Origin of the sequence: Pseudomonas sp. NBRC 100443, assembly GCF_030268185.1 — a bacterium.
In the GTDB taxonomy this organism is placed as follows: domain Bacteria; phylum Pseudomonadota; class Gammaproteobacteria; order Pseudomonadales; family Pseudomonadaceae; genus Pseudomonas; species Pseudomonas citronellolis.
The window spans coordinates 1-17,406 of the sequence record NZ_BSQE01000045.1 but is presented as its reverse complement, the minus strand read 5'-3'; the positions used below and the strand labels follow the sequence as shown (position 1 = coordinate 17,406).

The window sequence follows — 17,406 nt, the reverse complement described above, 5'->3', positions numbered from 1 at the left end:
CATTCTACGCCAACCTCTTATTTCGTCAAGCGTTATTTTCAGAATTTTTCGTTCCTACTCAACCGCTTGCGCTGTCGATCGGCCGGAGCTTCTCGTCAGCGGGAGGCGCATTCTACAGCGATCAGAACCACTGTCAAGCACCTCGGCGATCTTCCTTTTGGCTCGCTGCCGGAGCAGCTGTCGAACCCAAAGGCGGCGAGTGAACCGCCCACCTGATCACCACTCTCAACTTCAAACCTGCTTAAGTGCTTGATTTTCAAGCTCTTTCAGCGCTTCGTCGCTGGGAGTGGTGCGCATTATAGGGACTTCAGAATGCCCGTCAACACTTTTCTGAAAGTTTTCACTCGGCCAGCAAAGTGACCTTCGCGAACGCCTTCTTGCCGGCCTGCACTACATGAGTAGCACCGACCTTGAAGACGAAGCTGCGATCCACGGCATGACCGTCGACGCGCACGCCACCAGCGCCCAGCAGGTCGCGAGCCACGGCGGAGTTCTTCACCAGGCCGGCGCGGTTCAGCACGGCGCCGATGGGCAGGTCCTCGGTGGCGGCCACTTCCACTTCCGGGATGTCTTCCGGCAGTTCGCCTTCCTTCAGGCGATTGCCTGCGGACTTGTGGGCATTGGCAGCGACTTCTTCGCCATGGAAGCGGGCGACGATCTCTTCCGCCAGCTTGATCTTGACGTCGCGCGGGTTGGCACCGGCCTCGACATCCTTGCGCAGGGCATCGATCTCGTCCATCGAGCGGAAGCTGAGCAACTCGAAGTAACGCCACATCAAAGTGTCCGGAATGGAAACGAGCTTGCTGTACATGACACCCGGCGCTTCCTGGATACCGATGTAGTTGCCCAGGGACTTGGACATCTTCTTCACGCCGTCCAGACCTTCCAGCAGCGGCATGGTCAGGATGCACTGCGGCTCCTGGTCGTAGGCGCGCTGCAGCTCGCGCCCCATGAGCAGGTTGAACTTCTGGTCGGTGCCGCCCAGCTCCACGTCGGCGCGCAGCGCCACCGAGTCGTAGCCCTGCACCAGCGGATAGAGGAACTCGTGGATGGCGATGGACTGGTTGCTGGCATAGCGTTTGCTGAAGTCATCGCGCTCGAGCATGCGAGCGACGGTGTACTGGGAGGCGAGACGAATGAAATCGGCCGGAGTCAGCTTGTCCATCCAGGTGGAGTTGAATGCCACCTCGGTCTTGGCCGGGTCGAGGATCTTGAAGACCTGGGACTTGTACGTCTCGGCGTTCTCCAGCACCTGCTCGCGGGTCAGCGGCGGACGGGTGGCGCTCTTGCCGCTGGGGTCGCCGATCATCCCGGTGAAGTCTCCGATGAGGAAGATCACCCGATGGCCGAGGTCCTGGAACTGGCGCAGCTTATTAATGAGGACGGTATGCCCGAGGTGCAGGTCCGGCGCGGTCGGGTCGAAGCCCGCCTTGATCCGCAGTGGCTGGCCACGCTTGAGCTTTTCGACCAGCTCGGCTTCCACCAGGAGTTCATCCGCACCACGCTTGATCAGCGCCAGCTGCTCTTCGACCGACTTCATCACAGTTCCTGTTCCGTTTTTCCGGCAATCAAAAGGGAACCAACCATACAAGATCGGACACTAAAAACAAGTTTTGCCCGGCGTACGGGGAAATGGCGTCAAACCCTGGGCGATAGACTTGCTTCGAGGGGAATTTGGTTATATTTTAGGCAGTTATTTCACATTCCAAAAACACCACTCATGCCATGACGCAATCGAATCAGAAAGCGCCCTACTATCCGAAGAGCCATCTGCTGGCCGCAAGCGGTGTAGCAGCGCTCCTCAGCCTGGCTCTGCTGGTGTTCCCCTCGAGTGAAGTCGAGGCGAAGAAGACCACGCTCAATCTGGAGCTGGACGGCGGTTCCGACCGCATCATTCAGGAAAAGGACGACCTGCGAAGCCCGCAGGTCACCGAGAACAGCGATTCTCCCTTCGCACGGATCGAAGGGCAGAACGACGACAACCGCGCCGGAAAAGACGCGGAAGAAGAAAAGAAAGCACTCAAGGCCTCCAACGATACCCAGCCCGCCACTCCCGCCGAACCGGCCTGGAAGCGCGTGACCGTGGGCAAGGGCGACACCCTTTCCACCGTCTTCGCCAAGGCTGGCCTGCCGGCCGGCCTGGTGCACGACGTGCTGGCCAGCGGCAAGGACGCCAAGCAGTTCACCCGCCTGGACGTCGGCCACGAAGTCGAGTTCCTGATCAGCCCGCAAGGCGAGCTGCAGAGCCTGCGCATCAAGCAGAGCGACCTGGAGACCATCAGCCTGAACAAGTCCGCCAAGGGCTATGCGTTCAAGCGCGACCTGGTCAAGCCGGACGTGCACACCGCCTACGCCCACGGCCGCATCGACAGCTCGCTGTTCACCGCGGGCAAGGAAGCCGGCCTGTCCCACGACCTGATCATGGCCCTGGCGAACATCTTCGGCTACGACATCGACTTCGCCCTCGACCTGCGCGAAGGCGACCAGTTCGACGTGATCTACGAGAAGAAGGTGGTCAACGGCCGCCAGGTGGACACCGGCAACATCCTCGCCGCGCGCTTCATCAACCGCGGCAAGGAATACACCGCGGTGCGCTTCACCAACAAGGCCGGCAACACCAGCTACTACCGCGCCGACGGCACCAGCATGCGCAAGGCGTTCATCCGCACCCCGGTGGACTTCGCCCGCATCAGCTCGCGCTTCTCCATGGGCCGCCTGCACCCGATCCTGAACAAGATCCGCGCGCACAAGGGCGTCGACTACGCCGCGCCCATCGGCACGCCGATCAAGGCCACCGGCGACGGCAAGGTGATCGAGGCCGGGCGCAAGGGCGGCTACGGCAACGCGGTGGTCATCCAGCACGGCTCGACCTACCAGACCGTCTACGGCCACATGAGCCGCTTCGCCAAGGGCATCCGCAGCGGCGTCGCGGTCAAGCAGGGGCAGATCATCGGCTACGTCGGCATGACCGGCCTGGCCACCGGCCCGCACCTGCACTACGAGTTCCATATCAACGGCAAGTACGTCGACCCGCTGAGCGCCAAGCTGCCGATGGCCGACCCGCTGGCCGGCCCGGACCGCAAGCGCTTCCTGGCCCAGACCCAGCCGCTGATGGCGCGCATGGACCAGGAGAAGCCCACCTCCCTGGCCATGAACAAGCAGCAAGAGCAGCAGCGCTGAACCATGGCGCTCTACCTGGGGGTGATGTCCGGCACCAGCCTCGATGGCCTGGACATCGCCCTGGTCGAGCAGGGTGAAGACTCCACCACCCTACTCGCCTCCCACTACCTGCCCATGCCCGCGGACCTGCGCGCCGAACTCCTGGCCCTGTGCGCCAGCGGCCCCGACGAGATCGCCCGCGGCGCCTGCGCCGAGAATGCCTGGGTGCGGCTCGCCGCCCAGGGCATCCTGGAACTGCTGCAGCGCCAGCAACTGCCGCCGCAAGCCATACGTGCCATCGGCAGCCACGGCCAGACCGTGCGCCACGAGCCGCAGCGCGGCTTCACCGTGCAGATCGACAATCCCGCCCTGCTCGCCGAGCTGACCGGCATCGACGTGGTGGCCGACTTCCGCCGCCGCGACCTGGCTGCCGGCGGCCAGGGCGCGCCGCTGGTCCCGGCCTTCCACCAGGCGCTGTTCGGCAACGAAAAGCTGCGGGCCGTCCTCAACGTCGGCGGCTTCAGCAACGTCTCGCTGCTCGCCCCGGGCGAGCCGGTACGCGGCTTCGACTGCGGCCCGGGCAACGTGCTGCTGGACAGCTGGATCCACGACCAGCGCGGCGAATCCTATGACCGCGACGGCGCCTGGGCGACCAGCGGCCAGGTGAACGACGCACTGCTGCAGCGCTTCCTCGCCGATGACTTCTTCGCCACCCGCGGGCCGAAGAGCACCGGGCGCGAGCGTTTCAACCTGCCCTGGCTGAAGGCGCAGTTGGCCGAAGGCCCCGCCCTGCCCGCCGAGGACGTGCAGGCCACCCTGCTGGAGCTCAGCGCCCGCAGCATCGCCGACTCCCTGCTGCATGCGCAGCCGGGTTGCGAAGAGGTGCTGGTATGTGGCGGCGGCGCCTTCAATGGCGCATTCATGGCGCGCCTGGCGGCGCACCTGCCCAGGGCAAAAGTGGCCAGTACCGCGGAATACGGCGTGGCGCCGGAATGGATGGAGGCCATGGCCTTCGCCTGGCTGGCGCACCGTTTCCTCCAGCGCCTGCCCGGCAACCGCCCGGAAGTCACAGGCGCGGCCGGGCCACGGATACTCGGCGCCCTCTACCCCGCCTGATACAAACGAAAACGCCGCGCAGATGCGCGGCGTTTCGTCATTGCGGCCGACTCAGATCGAGAACGACTGTCCGCACCCGCAGGTGGTGGCGGCGTTCGGGTTCTTGATCACGAAGCGCGAACCTTCCAGGCCTTCCTGGTAGTCCACCTCGGCGCCGGCGAGGTACTGGAAGCTCATCGGGTCGACCACCAGGCTGACGCCATCGCGTTCCACCACGGTGTCGTCGTCCGCGGTGTCCTCGTCGAAGGTGAAGCCGTACTGGAAGCCCGAGCAGCCGCCGCCGGTGACGAAGACGCGCAGTTTCAGACGCGGATTGCCTTCTTCGTCGATCAGCGTCTTCACCTTGTGCGCGGCCCCGTTGGAGAAGATCAGCGGGGTGGGGGTGAAGGTCTCGATGGTCATGTCAGATGTCTCCCGGCCGAAGCCGTACGTTACAACATTGCGGGCTATTATCCGCTTACCCGAGAAAAATGGTCAACTAAGCCAGGTCAATCCTTCGTCGAACATCCTTCGGGACGGGCTCCCGCAGCGGGAGCCCGGGGCCAGCCTCAGGGCAGCAGGGCCACGTTGGACAGGCCGAGGCGCTCGTCCAGGCCGAAGAGGATGTTCATGTTCTGGATCGCCTGGCCGGAAGCGCCCTTGACCAGGTTGTCGATCACCGACAGCACCACCACCAGGTCGCCGCCCTGCGGACGGTGCACAGCGATGCGGCAGACGTTGGCGCCGCGCACGCTACGTGTCTCCGGGTGGCTGCCGGCCGGCATCACGTCGACGAAGGGTTCGTTGGCGTAACGCTCCTCGAACAGCTTCTGCAGGTCCACGCCGCGATCGGCCACCTGGGCGTAGAGGGTGGCGTGGATGCCGCGGATCATCGGCGTCAGGTGCGGGACGAAGGTCAGGCCGACATCGCCCTTGGCGGCGCGGCGCAGGCCCTGGCTGATTTCCGGCAGGTGGCGGTGGCCCTTGACCGAGTAGGCCATCATGCTCTCGCCGGCCTCGCAGAACAGCGAACCGACCTTGGCGCCGCGGCCGGCACCGCTGACGCCGGATTTGCAGTCGGCGATCAGCCGCGAGGTATCGGCCAGACCGGCTTCCAGCAGCGGGATGAAGCCCAGCTGGGCGGCGGTCGGGTAGCAGCCGGGCACGGCGATCAGGCGCGCCGACTTGATCGCCTCGCGGTTCACTTCAGGCAGGCCGTAGACGGCCTCAGGCAGCAGTTGCGGCGCGCCATGGGGCTGGCCGTACCACTTGGCCCATTCCTCGGCATCCTGCAGACGGAAGTCGGCGGACAGGTCGATGACGCGGGTGCCGGTGGCCAGCAGCTCGCCGGCCAGGGCATGGGCCACGCCGTGCGGGGTGGCGAAGAACACCACGTCGCAGGCGCCCAGGCGCTGCACGTCCGGCACGCTGAAGGACAGGTAGTCGTAGTGGCCTCGCAGGTTCGGGTACATGTCGGCGACCTTCACACCCTCCTCGGAGCGCGAGGTGATCACCTCGACGCGCGCCTCCGGATGCTGGGCCAGCAGGCGCAGCAGCTCCACACCCGTGTAACCCGTACCACCTACGATACCGACCTTGATCATCTGTCCGTCACTCCGCCAATAAGGGGCTCACTCAGAACCGCCAATGATAAGAGCGCGGGCCCCGCATGAACAGGCCGAAGCGCCGCGGGCGACGAGTCGCCGGCAGGGGCGTGCGACTTCGCGGGGATGACGCTGGCACGGGGCTGCCACTACTATCAGCGCAACCGTGACCCGAGGAGCTATCGATGCTGTATCTGTGGATAAAGGCCCTGCACATAGTCGCAGTGGTCTGCTGGTTCGCCGGCCTGTTTTACCTGCCGCGCCTGTTCGTCTACCACGCCATGAGCGAGGACGCCGCCAGCCGCGAGCGCTTCCAGGTGATGGAGCGCAAGCTCTACCGCGGCATCATGGGCCCGTCGATGATCCTCACCATCCTGCTCGGCGCCTGGATGCTCTACCTGACCCCGGGCTGGCTGAGCCAGGGCTGGCTGCACGCCAAGCTGACCCTGGTGGTCCTGCTGATCGGCTACCACCACGCCTGCGGCGCCATGCTCAAGCGCTTCGCCCGTGGCGAGAACCGCCGCAGCCACGTGTTCTTCCGCTGGTTCAACGAAGTCCCTGTGCTTTTCCTGCTGGCCATCGTCATTCTGGTCGTGGTCAAACCTTTCTGAATCCTGCCCGGAGCCTCCCATGTCCCTGCCCGCCCTGCTCGACCGCCGTCTGCGCCTGCCCCTGGTGGCGGCGCCCATGTTCCTGGTGTCCAACCCGCAACTGGTGCTGGCCTGCTGCCACAGCGGCATCGTCGGCAGCTTCCCGGCGCTGAACCAGCGCGAGAGCAGCGGCTTCAAGGCCTGGCTGGAAGAGATCGAGGCCGGCCTGGCCAACGCCCCGCAAGCGGCGCCCTATGCGGTGAACCTCATCGTCCACCACAGCAACCCACGCCTGCAGGCGGACCTTGCGCTGTGCGTGGAGCACCGCGTGCCCATCGTCATCACCAGCCTGGGGGCGGTACGCGAAGTGGTCGATGCGGTGCACAGCTATGGCGGCCTGGTGTTCCACGACGTGACCACCCGCCGCCATGCGGAGAAGGCCGCCGAAGCCGGGGTCGACGGGCTCATCGCGGTGGCCGCAGGCGCCGGCGGCCATGCCGGCACCTGGAGCCCCTTCGCGCTGGTCGCGGAGATCCGCCAGTTCTTCGACAAGACGCTGCTGCTGGCGGGCTGCCTCAACCGCGGGCACGAGATCCTGGCGGCGCAGATCCTCGGCGCCGACCTCGCCTACCTCGGCACGCGCTTCATCGCCACCCGCGAGAGCAACGCCTCCACCGCCTACAAGAAGATGCTGCTGGAAGCCCGCGCCGCCGACATCATCCACACCCCCGCGGTCTCCGGCGTGCCGGCCAGCTTCATGCGCCAGAGCCTGGAGGCCGCCGGCTTCGACATGGCGCGCCTGAACGAGAAGGGCGAGCTGAACTACGGCGAGAAACTCAAGCCGGTGAATGACGAGGCCAAGGCCTGGAAGACCGTCTGGTCCGCAGGCCAGGGCGTGGGCAACATCAGTGACCTGCCGTCGGTGGACGAGCTGGTGGCGCGCCTGGACCAGGAGTACCGCGACGCCCTCCAGCGCGGCGGCGCCCTGCCCGGCCTGCTGCGTCCCTGAACCGGGCTCGCAAATCCGCGCATGCTGGCTTGTTGCCCTCTGGGCCTGCGATTAGGCTGTAGCCAGAAGCTACAGCCCAATCAACCGACAAGGATGCCCCTCGATGGATGAACCACGCTACAAGATCGTGTTCGACGGCACGCTGATGCCGCAGACGCCGCTGGAAACCGCCAAGGAGAACCTCGCCCGCCTGTTCAAGAGCGACCTGGCGCGCATCGAGGCACTGTTCAGCGGGCAACTGGTCGTGCTCAAGCGCGACCTTTCCGAGAGCGAGGCCGACAAGTACCTGCAGGCCCTGCACAACGCCGGCGCCCAGGCGCGCAAGGAGTCCGACCTGGTTTCCAGCCTGTCGCTGGTGGAGACCGAGGATCACCCCGGCGCCGAGACCCAAGCCGCGGAACAGGCAGCCAGCGCCGAGCGGATGACCTGCCCGAAGTGCGGGCACGAGCAGGCCAAGGCCAGCGAGTGCAGCGCCTGCGGCATCATCATCGACAAGTACCTGGCGCGCCAGGCCGAGCTGTCCGCGAGCCAGCCCATCGCCGCGGCGCTGGCCGCCACTGTCGGCTCCAGTTCCGGCAACGCTGCCCAATCGCCCTACGCCACCCCGCAGGCACCGGTCGGCGAGGCGCTGCCGGAATACGGCGAGCTGCAGTACTTCACCGTCCAGGGCCGTATCGGCCGCGTCCGCTACCTGGGCTGGAGCATGGGCATGATCCTCGCCATGATCCCGCTGTTCATCCTCTTCGCCGCCCTCACTGCGGCCTCCCAGACGCTGGGCGCCCTGGTGCTGATCGCCGCCTGCGTCGGCATGGCCGTGGTCAGCATCTTCTTCGGCGTCCAGCGCCTGCACGACATCGGCTGGTCCGGCTGGCTGTGGCTGCTCAACTTCGTGCCCGTGGTGGGCAGCGTCATGGCCCTGCTGATGCTGCTGGTGCCGGGCAGCGTCGGCGCCAACCGCTACGGCCCGCCGCCGCCGCCGAACAGCCGCGGCGTGACAGGCCTGGCCTGGGCGTCGATCCTGGTGCCCGTCGTCGGCATCCTCGCCGCCATCGCCATCCCGGCCTACCAGGGATACCTCACCCGCGCCCAGGAGGCGGCCTACAGCCAGGACCAGAGCTACGACCCGGCCGCGACCGCCGAGCCCCAGGCCTACGACGACGAGGACGCGGCCGCCGTCGAAACCGACGAGCCCTCGGAGCAATAGCCCACGGCAATGGGGCGCGCTAGAATCCGCGCCCCATTCCGGAGACCCATCGATGCCTCGCTATGCCCTGATCACCGGCGCCTCCAGCGGTATCGGCCTCGCCCTGGCCGAGGCCCTGGCGCGCCGCGGCCAGGCCCTGATCCTGGTGGCGCGCCAGCGCGATGCCCTGGAAAGCATCGCCTATGAGCTGGCCCAGCGTTTCGGCGTGGATGTGCTGTTCCGTATCTGCGACCTGTCCGAGCCGCTGCAGCTGTCCGGACTACTGCATGAGCTGGAGCAGTCCGGCCGGCAGATCGAGCTGCTGGTGAACAACGCCGGTTTCGGCAGCGGCGGCGCCTTCGTCGAGCAGGACTGGTCCCGCGAGCAGGAGATGATCGAACTCAACGTCCTCGCCCTGGCCCGCCTGTGCCACGCCATCGGCGGGCAGATGGCGCGCAGCGGCGGCGGGCAGATCCTCAACGTGGCATCGGTGGTCGGCTTCATGCCCGGCCCCTGGATGAGCAACTACTACGCCAGCAAGGCCTACGTCCTGCACCTGTCCGAGGCGCTGCGCAGCGAGCTCAAGCGCCACGGCGTGAAGGTCTCGGTGCTGTGCCCGGGGCCGACGCGCACGGCCTTCTTCCGCAATGCCAGCGTGGAGGCCGCCCGCCTGGACGGCAGCAAGCTGATGATGAGCCCCGAGGAAGTGGCGCTGATCACGATGAAGGCTCTGCGGCGCAACAAGGCCATCATCATCCCCGGCTGGCGCAACCGCCTGATGGCCTGGAGCCCGCGCCTGGCGCCGCGCTGGCTGGTGCGCTGGATCGCCGGGCGGGCCAACCGCTCGGTGCTGCCCAACCCGTAGCTCCAGCGCGCCAGGCTGTGTTCCCCGGCCGCGGCCGGCTAAACTGCGGACCATCGCCCCCTACCGGAGGACATCCCATGGACTGCCTGTTCTGCAAGATCGCCGCGGGGGAAATCCCGGCGCGCAAGCTCTACGAAGACGACCAGGTCATCGCCTTCCACGATATCGGCCCGCAGGCGCCGGTGCATTTCCTGGTGGTGCCGAAGCGCCACATCGCCACCCTTAACGACCTGGAGGAGGCCGACAAGCCGCTGGCCGGGCACATCCTCCTCACCGCCCAGCGCCTGGCCGCCGAGCAGGGCTGCGCGGAAGGCTTCCGCGTGGTGATGAACTGCAACGACCTGGGCGGCCAGACCGTGCACCACATCCACATGCACGTCCTCGGCCAGCGCCAGATGCACTGGCCGCCGGGCTGAGCCGCCAAGCGCAGGGCGGCCACGCAGCCGCCCCGCCGCAAGACCTGTCATCGGCAATCCGTTAAACTGGCCGCTGTTTTCCCTTTCGGAGGTGCGCCATGTCCGCCGACCGTCACTATTCCCCCGCCGACCGTTTCCTGCTGCAGGCCGATGCCGCGCTGCGCACCCTGCTGCCCTTCAGCGGTCACCCGGCACGCCCGTCGCCGGCCATCGTGCAGCCCGACGCCGAGCTCGACGAGGCCGACAGCCGCCACATCGCCGGGCTGATGCGCATCAACCACACCGGCGAGGTCTGCGCCCAGGCGCTGTACCAGGGCCAGGCGCTGACGGCCAAGCTGCCGCAGGTGCGCAAGGCCATGGAAGAAGCCGCCGACGAGGAGGTCGACCACCTGGCCTGGTGCGAACAGCGCATCCGTGAACTGGGCAGCCGCCCGAGCCTGCTCAACCCGCTGTTCTATGGCCTGTCCTTCGGCGTCGGCGCGGCGGCGGGGCTGATCAGCGACCGCATGAGCCTGGGCTTCGTCGCCGCCACCGAGGACCAGGTGTGCAAGCACCTCGACGAACACCTGGAACAACTGCCGGCCGAAGACCAGAAGAGCCGCGCCATCCTCGAACAGATGCGCATCGACGAGGAACAACACGCCAGCAACGCCATCGAGGCTGGCGGCCTGCGCTTCCCGGCGCCGGTCAAGTTCGGCATGACGCTGCTGTCCAGGGTGATGACCAAGACCACCTACCGCATCTAGGCTTCAGGCTTCAGGCTTCAGGCTTCAGGCTTCAGGCTTCAGGCTTCAGGCTTCAGGCTTCAGGCTTCAGGCTTCAGGCTTCAGGCTTCAGGCTTCAGGCTTCAGGCTTCAGGCGAACAGCATGACGCGCTCTTCGCTCTTGCCTACAGCCTACCGCCTAAAACCTGCAGCCATCTCAGTGCGGCATGTTGCGACCGTAGAAGATCTCCAGCATCTCGTGGCGGACGCGTTCTTCCACCTGCTTGCGCTGCTCCGGCGAGAGGTTGCTCGTGGCATCGCCGAACAGGTAGTTGTCCAGGTCGAACTGCTTGAGCAGCATCTTGGTGTGGAACAGGTTCTCCTGGTACACGTTCACGTCGGTCATCTGGTAGGCCTCGTACGTGTCGTCGGAGAGGTAGTTCTGGATCGAGTTGATCTCGTGGTCGATGAAGTGCTTCTTGCCCTCCACGTCGCGGGTGAAGCCGCGCACGCGGTAGTCCACGGTGACGATGTCCGAGTCGAACTGGTGGATCAGGTAGTTGAGCGCCTTCAGCGGCGAGATCACCCCGCAGGTGGAAACGTCGATGTCCACCCGGAAGGTCGCGATGCCTTCCACCGGATGGATCTCCGGGTAGGTGTGCACGGTGATATGGCTCTTGTCCAGGTGCGCCAGGATGGTTTCCGGTAGCGGCCCGGGGGATTCCTCGATCTGGCTGTCGGTCGGGGTGACCGGCTGCTCGGAGATCAGGATGGTAACGCTGGCGCCTTGGGGGTCGTAGTCCTGACGGGCGATGTTCAGGATATTGGCGCCGATGATGTCGACAACATCGGTGAGGATCTGCGTCAGGCGCTCGGCATCATACTCTTCGTCGATGTACTGCACGTACGCCTGCTGGTCTTCCGGCGTCTCGGCGTAGCAGATGTCATAGATGTTGAAGCTCAAGGTCTTCGTCAGGTTGTTGAACCCGTGGAGCTTGAGTTTGCTTTTCACCGTGGGGGAACTCTCTTCAATGCGGCTCTGCCGCGTGGTTGAGCATGCCCGTCAGATGCTTACGGCGCACCTGCGTAGGACGGTTTACACCTCTTCGCGTTGGCGATTGTGGTTGCTTGGTTTGGGGCCAGGCCCCGAAAAAAGGTGGCGCATTATGCAGAGGTCGGGCGACCTCTGCCAGCCTTTACGCCACCGCCATGACGATCCCGTGACGAGAGGATGTCAACCGAGCTCGACGATCTCGTAGTCGTGGGTGATCTCCACGCCCGCGCGGCCGAGCATGATCGAGGCCGAGCAGTACTTCTCCGCCGACAGCTCGACGGCGCGCTTGACCTGGGCTTCCTTCAGGCCGCGGCCCTTGACCACGAAGTGCACGTGGATCCTGGTGAACACCTTCGGGTCCTCGCCGGCGCGATCGGCCTCGAGGAAGGCCTCGCAGCTCTCCACCGGCTGGCGGCCCTTCTTGAGGATGCTGACCACGTCGAAGTTGGTGCAGCCGCCCAGGCCGAGCAGCAGCATCTCCATCGGGCGCACGCCCAGGTTGCGGCCACCGGCATCGGGCGGACCGTCCATCACCACCACATGACCGCTGCCGGATTCACCGAGGAACATGGCCTCGCCGGCCCACTGGATTCTCGCTTTCATGCAAAGGCTTCCGCCGGAAAAAAGGGGGCGACAGCTTATCACAAGGCCTGGCATGCCCGGCGATGTTGACCAGGTCTCAATTCGAGCCCTGACACCTTAACGTTCTATTATGCTGGCGTCATTTTACTGGCACACTCACGAGGTTAAATTGACAGCCCGACCAGCTTTTGATTGTCGGCGCCAGAACGTCTGTTTAAGCTCTTGCCATCAAAAAAGACCGTCAGCCATCGAGCTGCGGCACCGATGCTCGGGGGAGAGCGTCGTAACGTCACGGTAAGCCAGCCAGGGACGACACATAACAACTCGACAAAAGCGCCTGTCGTGCACAGGGCCATTCTTATAATTTCGGGACTCGGGCATGGTAGCTATTACCCTTACACCCAAACACAAAAACCTCGACAAGTTGCTCGCACACTGTCACCGCCGCCGCTACACCCCAAAGAGCACCATCATCTACGCCGGGGATCGTTGCGAAAGCCTGTTCTTCATCATCAAGGGCTCGGTCACCGTCCTGATCGAGGACGACGATGGCCGGGAAATGATCATCGGCTACCTCAACAGCGGTGATTTCTTCGGCGAGATGGGGCTGTTCGAGAAGGACGGCAGCGCCGCCCAGGAACGCAGCGCCTGGGTTCGCGCCAAGGGTGAATGCGAGGTCGCCGAGATCAGCTACACCAAGTTCCGCGAACTCTGCCTGCAGGATCCGGAGATCCTCATCACCCTCGGCAGCCAGATGGCCGAGCGCCTGCGCAAGACCACGCGCAAGGTCGGCGACCTGGCCTTCCTCGACGTCACCGGACGCGTCGCCCGCACCCTGCTGGACCTGTGCCAGCAGCCGGACGCCATGACCCACCCCGACGGCATGCAGATCAAGATCACCCGCCAGGAGATCGGCCGTATCGTCGGCTGCTCCCGGGAGATGGTCGGCCGCGTGCTGAAGAGCCTGGAGGAGCAGGGTCTGGTGCATGTGAAGGGCAAGACCATGGTGGTGTTCGGCACCCGCTGAACTTCGGCAGCAAGAGCGCCGCTTGCCTCCATGGGGGGAACGGCGTTCTTCCAGCTGTTCCCGTGGTGCGGCTTCGCCTGCGGAGTGGGGCGCAGAACGTAGGGAGGCTCGGGCGTAGGAGCAACTGTCTGCGCCGAGGCGTTTTTCGTAGGATGGGTTGAGCTTGCGAAACCCATGCGGTTGCGCTGATGGGTATCGCTTCGCTCAACGCCATCCTACGAAAAGCCATGCTCGCTCATGCGGTAGGAGCGGACTTTGTCCGCGATTGGATTCCTCGGCCACGCCGGACGGAACGCCGCCTCTCCCGTCAGGACGGGGCGCACATGGAGAGGGATCGGAGGCAAAGGCCGAACACCTTTGCTGACCCCTCTACAACAATGCCAGCCTTCCTGATTGCGCCTCCCTACAAACTCAATCCGGATCGGCACCCAGCACAGCACTACGGCGCTCGGGGAAGAACAGCCGCTTGAGCTCGACACCCGGATCATCGGCACGCATGAACGCCTCGCCGACCAGGAACGCATACACCTCGTTGACCTCCATCAGCTCGATGTCGGCACGGTTGAGGATGCCGCTCTCGGTCACCACCAGGCGATCGCGCGGAATCTCCGGCAGCAGGTCGAGGGTGGTGTCCAGGCTCACCTCGAAGGTGTGCAGGTTGCGGTTGTTGATGCCGATCAGCGGGGTGTCCAGGGTCTTCAGCGCACGCTCCAGCTCATCGCCGTCGTGCACCTCGACCAGTACGTCGAGTTGCTGTTCCTTGGCCACCGCAGCCAGTTCGGCCATGCGCGCGTCGTCCAGCGCGGAGACGATCAGCAGGATGCAGTCGGCGCCGATGGCGCGGGCCTCGACCACCTGGTAGGGGTCGATCATGAAATCCTTGCGGATCACCGGCAGCGCGCAGGCGGCGCGGGCTTCCTGCAGGTAGGCGTCGCTGCCCATGAAGTAGTCGATGTCGGTCAGCACCGAGAGGCAGGTAGCCCCGCCTTCCTGGTAGCTGCGGGCGATGTCCGCGGGCGAGAAGTTCTCGCGCAGGATGCCCTTGCTCGGCGAGGCCTTCTTCACCTCGGCGATCACCGCCGGCTGCTTGCGCTGGGCCTGCGCCAGCAGCGCCGCGGCGAAGCCGCGCGGGGCGTCGGCGGCGCGGGCGCGCTGCTCCAGCTCGGCGAAGGAGACGTGCGCGCGGCGCTCGGCGACTTCCTCGGCCTTGCGGGCCAGAATCTTCTGCAGAACCGTGGGCACAGTCACTGTGCATTCTCCTCTCGGTAAACGGCGGTAAAGGCGGCCAATTCGTCCATTTTTTCCCGGGCCAGGCCGGTGTGCAGGGCATCGTGGGCCAGGTGCATGCCCTCGTGCAGCGTGCTGGCGAGGTCGGCGGCGTAGAGCGCGGCGCCGGCGTTGAGCACGATCAGCTCGGCGGCCTTCTGCCCGGCCTCGGTCCTGCGCCGGCCGAGGGCGTCGCGGATCAGCTCCAGGGACTGCTGCGGGCTGTCCACGGTGAGGCCGATCAGCGTCTGGCTGCGGATGCCGAAGTCTTCCGGCTTCACCTCGTACTCGCGCACCTCGCCGTCCTTGAGTTCGGCGACGTGGGTGGCGGCGGCCAGGCTGAACTCGTCCAGGCCATCGCGCGAATGCACCACCAGCACGTGCTCGCTGCCCAGGCGCTTGAGCACCTCGGCCAGCGGCCGGCACAGGGCCTGGTTGAACACGCCGACCACCTGGTGGCGCACGCCCGCCGGGTTGGTCAGCGGGCCGAGCATGTTGAACAGGGTGCGCAGGCCCAGCTCACGCCGCGGGCCCGCGGCGTAGCGCATGGCCTTGTGGTGGACCTGGGCGAACATGAAACCCACGCCGACGCTCTCGATGCAGCGGGCCACCTGCTCGGACTTCAGGTCCAGGTAGATGCCGGCGGCTTCCAGCAGGTCGGCGCTGCCGCTCTTGCCGGACACGGCGCGGTTGCCGTGCTTGGCCACCTTGCCCCCGGCGGCGGCGACCACGAAGGCCGAGGCCGAGGACACGTTGAAGATGTTGGCGCCGTCGCCGCCGGTGCCGACCACGTCGACCACGCGGTCCAGGCTCTGCAGCTTCACGCCGTCGGCCAGCTCGCGCATGACCGAGACCGCGCCGACGATCTCGTCGATGGTCTCGCTCTTCATGCGCATGCCCATGAGGAAGGCGCCGATCTGCGCGTCGGTACACTGGCCGGTCATGATCTCGCGCATGACCGCCTGCATTTCCTCGGTGGAAAGGTCGAGCTGGTTGACCACGCGGTCGAGGGCTTCCCTGATGTTCATGCGCGCACTCCGCCCTGCTGCTTGAGGAAGTTGGCCAGCATTTCGTGGCCCTGCTCGGAAAGTATGGACTCGGGGTGGAACTGCACGCCCTCGACGTTCAGCGTCTTGTGGCGCAGGCCCATGATCTCGTCCACGGAGCCGTCGTCATGGGCTGTCCAGGCGGTGATCTCCAGGCACTCGGGCAGGGTTTCGCGCTTGACCACCAGGGAGTGGTAGCGCGTCTGCGTCAGCGGGTTGTTCAGGCCGGCGAACACGCCCTGGTCGATGTGGAACACCGGGCTGGTCTTGCCGTGCATGACCTGGCGCGCGCGCACTACGTCGCCGCCGAAGGCCTGGCCGATGGACTGGTGCCCCAGGCAAACGCCCAGCAGCGGCAGCTTGCCGGAGAAACGCCGGATCACCTCCAGGGACACACCCGCCTCATTGGGGGTGCAGGGCCCGGGGGAGAGCACGATGCGCTCGGGGTTCAGCGCGGCGATCTCGTCGACGCTCAGCTCGTCGTTGCGAATGACGTGGATGTCGGCCTTCAACTCGGCGAAGTACTGCACCAGGTTGTAGGTGAAGGAGTCGTAGTTATCGATCATCAGCAGCATTTTTGCTGTAACCTCTTGATTCTTAAAGCTTTCGCTGCAATCCGACTTGCTTTATACCCGCTTTTGTACCCGCTATTTTGGAGACTGGGGTTGACGGGGCAGGACGGCGAGGAGGGCCCGGCGGAAGCCGGGAGAAGAAATGTCAGGCGCGCCAGCGCCAACGGGCGAAAGCCTTGATCAGGGAGGTGATGATGCTGCGGAGGTGGATCACTGTAGCCGTCTCTGTTGCTCTTGGCGGAACAGTAGCCCACCAAGCGCACTAGGCGCAATATCGCTCCTATCGAAGCACCAGGCGCAAGGATGGAAGGGAGACAAACTATGTCCTCGGCTAAGAGCAAAAAGCCCTATAGATTTGGGAGGGAAACCAGATCCAGGGGATAGAACAATGGAAGCTCCCACCGTCGACACGTTCGTTAATCTCGCCGTCGGCCTAGTAGGTGCCGTCATCGGCGGGTGCTTCACGCTTCACGGAACGAAGATTGCTCACAAACTTGCGATGGAGAAGGAAACAAACGCAGAACGCGAAAGAATGGTCTCGACACTCATGCTGCTGCGCACTGAAATCAATGCCGCTTGGAGAATTTTCAAGAAGGAGATCGGCGACGAGTTGCTTGCGCAGAACGACGAAACACCTTATCTGACGTTATTCCCTATCGGTGAGTCTCCTTTCCCTCTTTTCAACTCTGCTCCTCATGCCCTCAATTTGCTGCCGCATGATCTGGCGCAAGACATTGTCCACTTCTACATGCGGGCAAAAGGGCTAATCGCAATGATCGAGATGAACAATCGCGACTATGAACAGGCCTTGCAGTACGCCCGATCGCAATTGGCGTCCTACCTAGATCAAGCCAGGCAGAAAAATCTCGAGATGCCCGAGGATATGCAGCAGCGGATCTTCAAGGGAGGTGTCGACTTCATGGCGGCCCTTCTTGGCATGGGTAGCACTGCAGATGGAATGCGAGGTCTGAGCCGCGAACTGGATCCGGTAGTTGGCCGCATAACAGCTGCTGTCGACGACCTACTGGTGCCTATCTAATAAAGCCGGGCCTGCTACTGGCAGGCCTGTACTGCGGCACGCAACTGCGCCTCGTAGCCCAGGCGCTGCTGCCGCTCTGCCAGCAGCGCCCGGACCTTGGTCTGCAGGCTGTCCCCCTTCTGCAGGCTCGCCGTGGCCCAGGTCGGCTCCTGTACCGTCGACGCCCGGCACGGGACCGCCACCGGCACCTCTACG

At 65.0% G+C, this 17,406-nt stretch carries 19 protein-coding genes and 1 pseudogene; 11 read left to right on the top strand and 9 right to left on the bottom strand.

Annotated elements, in window-relative coordinates; translation table 11 throughout:
* Positions 1–216, top strand: a pseudogene (locus QSJ95_RS32235) (hypothetical protein); the annotation flags it as partial.
* Between the two features lie 124 nt (positions 217–340).
* On the opposite strand, the gene tyrS reads toward QSJ95_RS32235, so the two are convergent.
* Positions 341–1,540: a tyrosine--tRNA ligase gene (tyrS, locus tag QSJ95_RS32230; protein WP_285647804.1), complete on the bottom strand. Its 1,200-nt coding sequence runs from the start codon at positions 1,538–1,540 to the stop codon at positions 341–343.
* 185 nt (positions 1,541–1,725) lie between these two features.
* Here tyrS and QSJ95_RS32225 point away from each other — a divergent pair, with 185 nt between their 5' ends.
* A complete protein-coding gene (locus tag QSJ95_RS32225; protein ID WP_043319295.1) occupies positions 1,726–3,180 on the top strand; it encodes a peptidoglycan DD-metalloendopeptidase family protein in 1,455 nt (484 codons plus the stop codon).
* A gap of 3 nt (positions 3,181–3,183) precedes the next feature.
* Complete coding sequence (locus tag QSJ95_RS32220; protein ID WP_285647801.1) at positions 3,184–4,275, top strand: anhydro-N-acetylmuramic acid kinase; 1,092 nt, start codon at positions 3,184–3,186, stop codon at positions 4,273–4,275.
* Between the two features lie 51 nt (positions 4,276–4,326).
* Here the strand turns inward: QSJ95_RS32220 and erpA are convergent, their stop codons facing one another.
* Together erpA and argC are read right to left on the bottom strand one after the other, a co-directional pair.
* Positions 4,327–4,677: an iron-sulfur cluster insertion protein ErpA gene (erpA, locus tag QSJ95_RS32215; protein WP_009615673.1), complete on the bottom strand. Its 351-nt coding sequence runs from the start codon at positions 4,675–4,677 to the stop codon at positions 4,327–4,329.
* A gap of 146 nt (positions 4,678–4,823) precedes the next feature.
* Positions 4,824–5,858, bottom strand: a complete 1,035-nt coding sequence (gene argC, locus QSJ95_RS32210; protein WP_285647799.1) for an N-acetyl-gamma-glutamyl-phosphate reductase — start codon at positions 5,856–5,858, stop codon at positions 4,824–4,826.
* Positions 5,859–6,046: 188 nt separating this feature from the next.
* On the opposite strand from argC, the gene hemJ reads away from it, so the two are divergent.
* From hemJ to coq7, 6 genes are all read left to right on the top strand, one after another.
* On the top strand, positions 6,047–6,469 hold the full coding sequence (gene hemJ, locus QSJ95_RS32205; protein ID WP_173427880.1) for a protoporphyrinogen oxidase HemJ: 423 nt from the start codon (positions 6,047–6,049) through the stop codon (positions 6,467–6,469).
* Between the two features lie 19 nt (positions 6,470–6,488).
* A complete protein-coding gene (locus QSJ95_RS32200; protein WP_061560591.1) occupies positions 6,489–7,457 on the top strand; it encodes an NAD(P)H-dependent flavin oxidoreductase in 969 nt (322 codons plus the stop codon).
* Between the two features lie 103 nt (positions 7,458–7,560).
* Positions 7,561–8,661, top strand: a complete 1,101-nt coding sequence (locus tag QSJ95_RS32195) for a DUF805 domain-containing protein (protein ID WP_285647797.1) — start codon at positions 7,561–7,563, stop codon at positions 8,659–8,661.
* Between the two features lie 52 nt (positions 8,662–8,713).
* Positions 8,714–9,505 carry an SDR family NAD(P)-dependent oxidoreductase gene (locus QSJ95_RS32190; RefSeq protein WP_064581844.1) on the top strand — a complete coding sequence of 264 codons (792 nt, stop codon included), beginning with the start codon at positions 8,714–8,716 and terminating at the stop codon, positions 9,503–9,505.
* Between the two features lie 77 nt (positions 9,506–9,582).
* On the top strand, positions 9,583–9,921 hold the full coding sequence (locus QSJ95_RS32185; RefSeq protein WP_009615667.1) for a histidine triad nucleotide-binding protein: 339 nt from the start codon (positions 9,583–9,585) through the stop codon (positions 9,919–9,921).
* 98 nt (positions 9,922–10,019) lie between these two features.
* Positions 10,020–10,667 carry a 2-polyprenyl-3-methyl-6-methoxy-1,4-benzoquinone monooxygenase gene (gene coq7 / locus QSJ95_RS32180; protein WP_043269228.1) on the top strand — a complete coding sequence of 216 codons (648 nt, stop codon included), beginning with the start codon at positions 10,020–10,022 and terminating at the stop codon, positions 10,665–10,667.
* A 175-nt stretch (positions 10,668–10,842) separates the two neighbouring features.
* Here the strand turns inward: coq7 and speD are convergent, their stop codons facing one another.
* Entirely contained in the window at positions 10,843–11,637 is a 795-nt protein-coding gene (gene speD / locus QSJ95_RS32175; RefSeq protein ID WP_009615665.1) for an adenosylmethionine decarboxylase, read from the bottom strand.
* A 222-nt stretch (positions 11,638–11,859) separates the two neighbouring features.
* Positions 11,860–12,282: an OsmC family protein gene (locus tag QSJ95_RS32170; protein WP_009615662.1), complete on the bottom strand. Its 423-nt coding sequence runs from the start codon at positions 12,280–12,282 to the stop codon at positions 11,860–11,862.
* Between the two features lie 358 nt (positions 12,283–12,640).
* Here QSJ95_RS32170 and crp point away from each other — a divergent pair, with 358 nt between their 5' ends.
* On the top strand, positions 12,641–13,288 hold the full coding sequence (crp, locus tag QSJ95_RS32165) for a cAMP-activated global transcriptional regulator CRP (RefSeq protein ID WP_043319283.1): 648 nt from the start codon (positions 12,641–12,643) through the stop codon (positions 13,286–13,288).
* Positions 13,289–13,699: 411 nt separating this feature from the next.
* Here crp and trpC read toward each other — a convergent pair whose 3' ends face one another.
* The 3 genes from trpC to QSJ95_RS32150 are packed head-to-tail and all read right to left on the bottom strand — an operon-like array spanning position 13,700 to position 16,175.
* Entirely contained in the window at positions 13,700–14,536 is an 837-nt protein-coding gene (trpC, locus tag QSJ95_RS32160) for an indole-3-glycerol phosphate synthase TrpC (RefSeq protein ID WP_061560589.1), read from the bottom strand.
* Complete coding sequence (gene trpD, locus QSJ95_RS32155; RefSeq protein WP_043269234.1) at positions 14,533–15,582, bottom strand: anthranilate phosphoribosyltransferase; 1,050 nt, start codon at positions 15,580–15,582, stop codon at positions 14,533–14,535. Before trpD ends, trpC begins: the two co-directional genes overlap by 4 nt.
* Complete coding sequence (locus tag QSJ95_RS32150; protein ID WP_061560588.1) at positions 15,579–16,175, bottom strand: aminodeoxychorismate/anthranilate synthase component II; 597 nt, start codon at positions 16,173–16,175, stop codon at positions 15,579–15,581. Before QSJ95_RS32150 ends, trpD begins: the two co-directional genes overlap by 4 nt.
* Before the next feature lie 385 nt (positions 16,176–16,560).
* Here QSJ95_RS32150 and QSJ95_RS32145 point away from each other — a divergent pair, with 385 nt between their 5' ends.
* On the top strand, positions 16,561–17,211 hold the full coding sequence (locus QSJ95_RS32145; protein WP_285647782.1) for a hypothetical protein: 651 nt from the start codon (positions 16,561–16,563) through the stop codon (positions 17,209–17,211).
* Between the two features lie 14 nt (positions 17,212–17,225).
* On the opposite strand, the gene QSJ95_RS32140 is transcribed toward QSJ95_RS32145, so the two are convergent.
* Positions 17,226–17,406: hypothetical protein (locus QSJ95_RS32140; RefSeq protein ID WP_285647780.1), on the bottom strand; the 181-nt coding region annotated here is incomplete at its 5' end.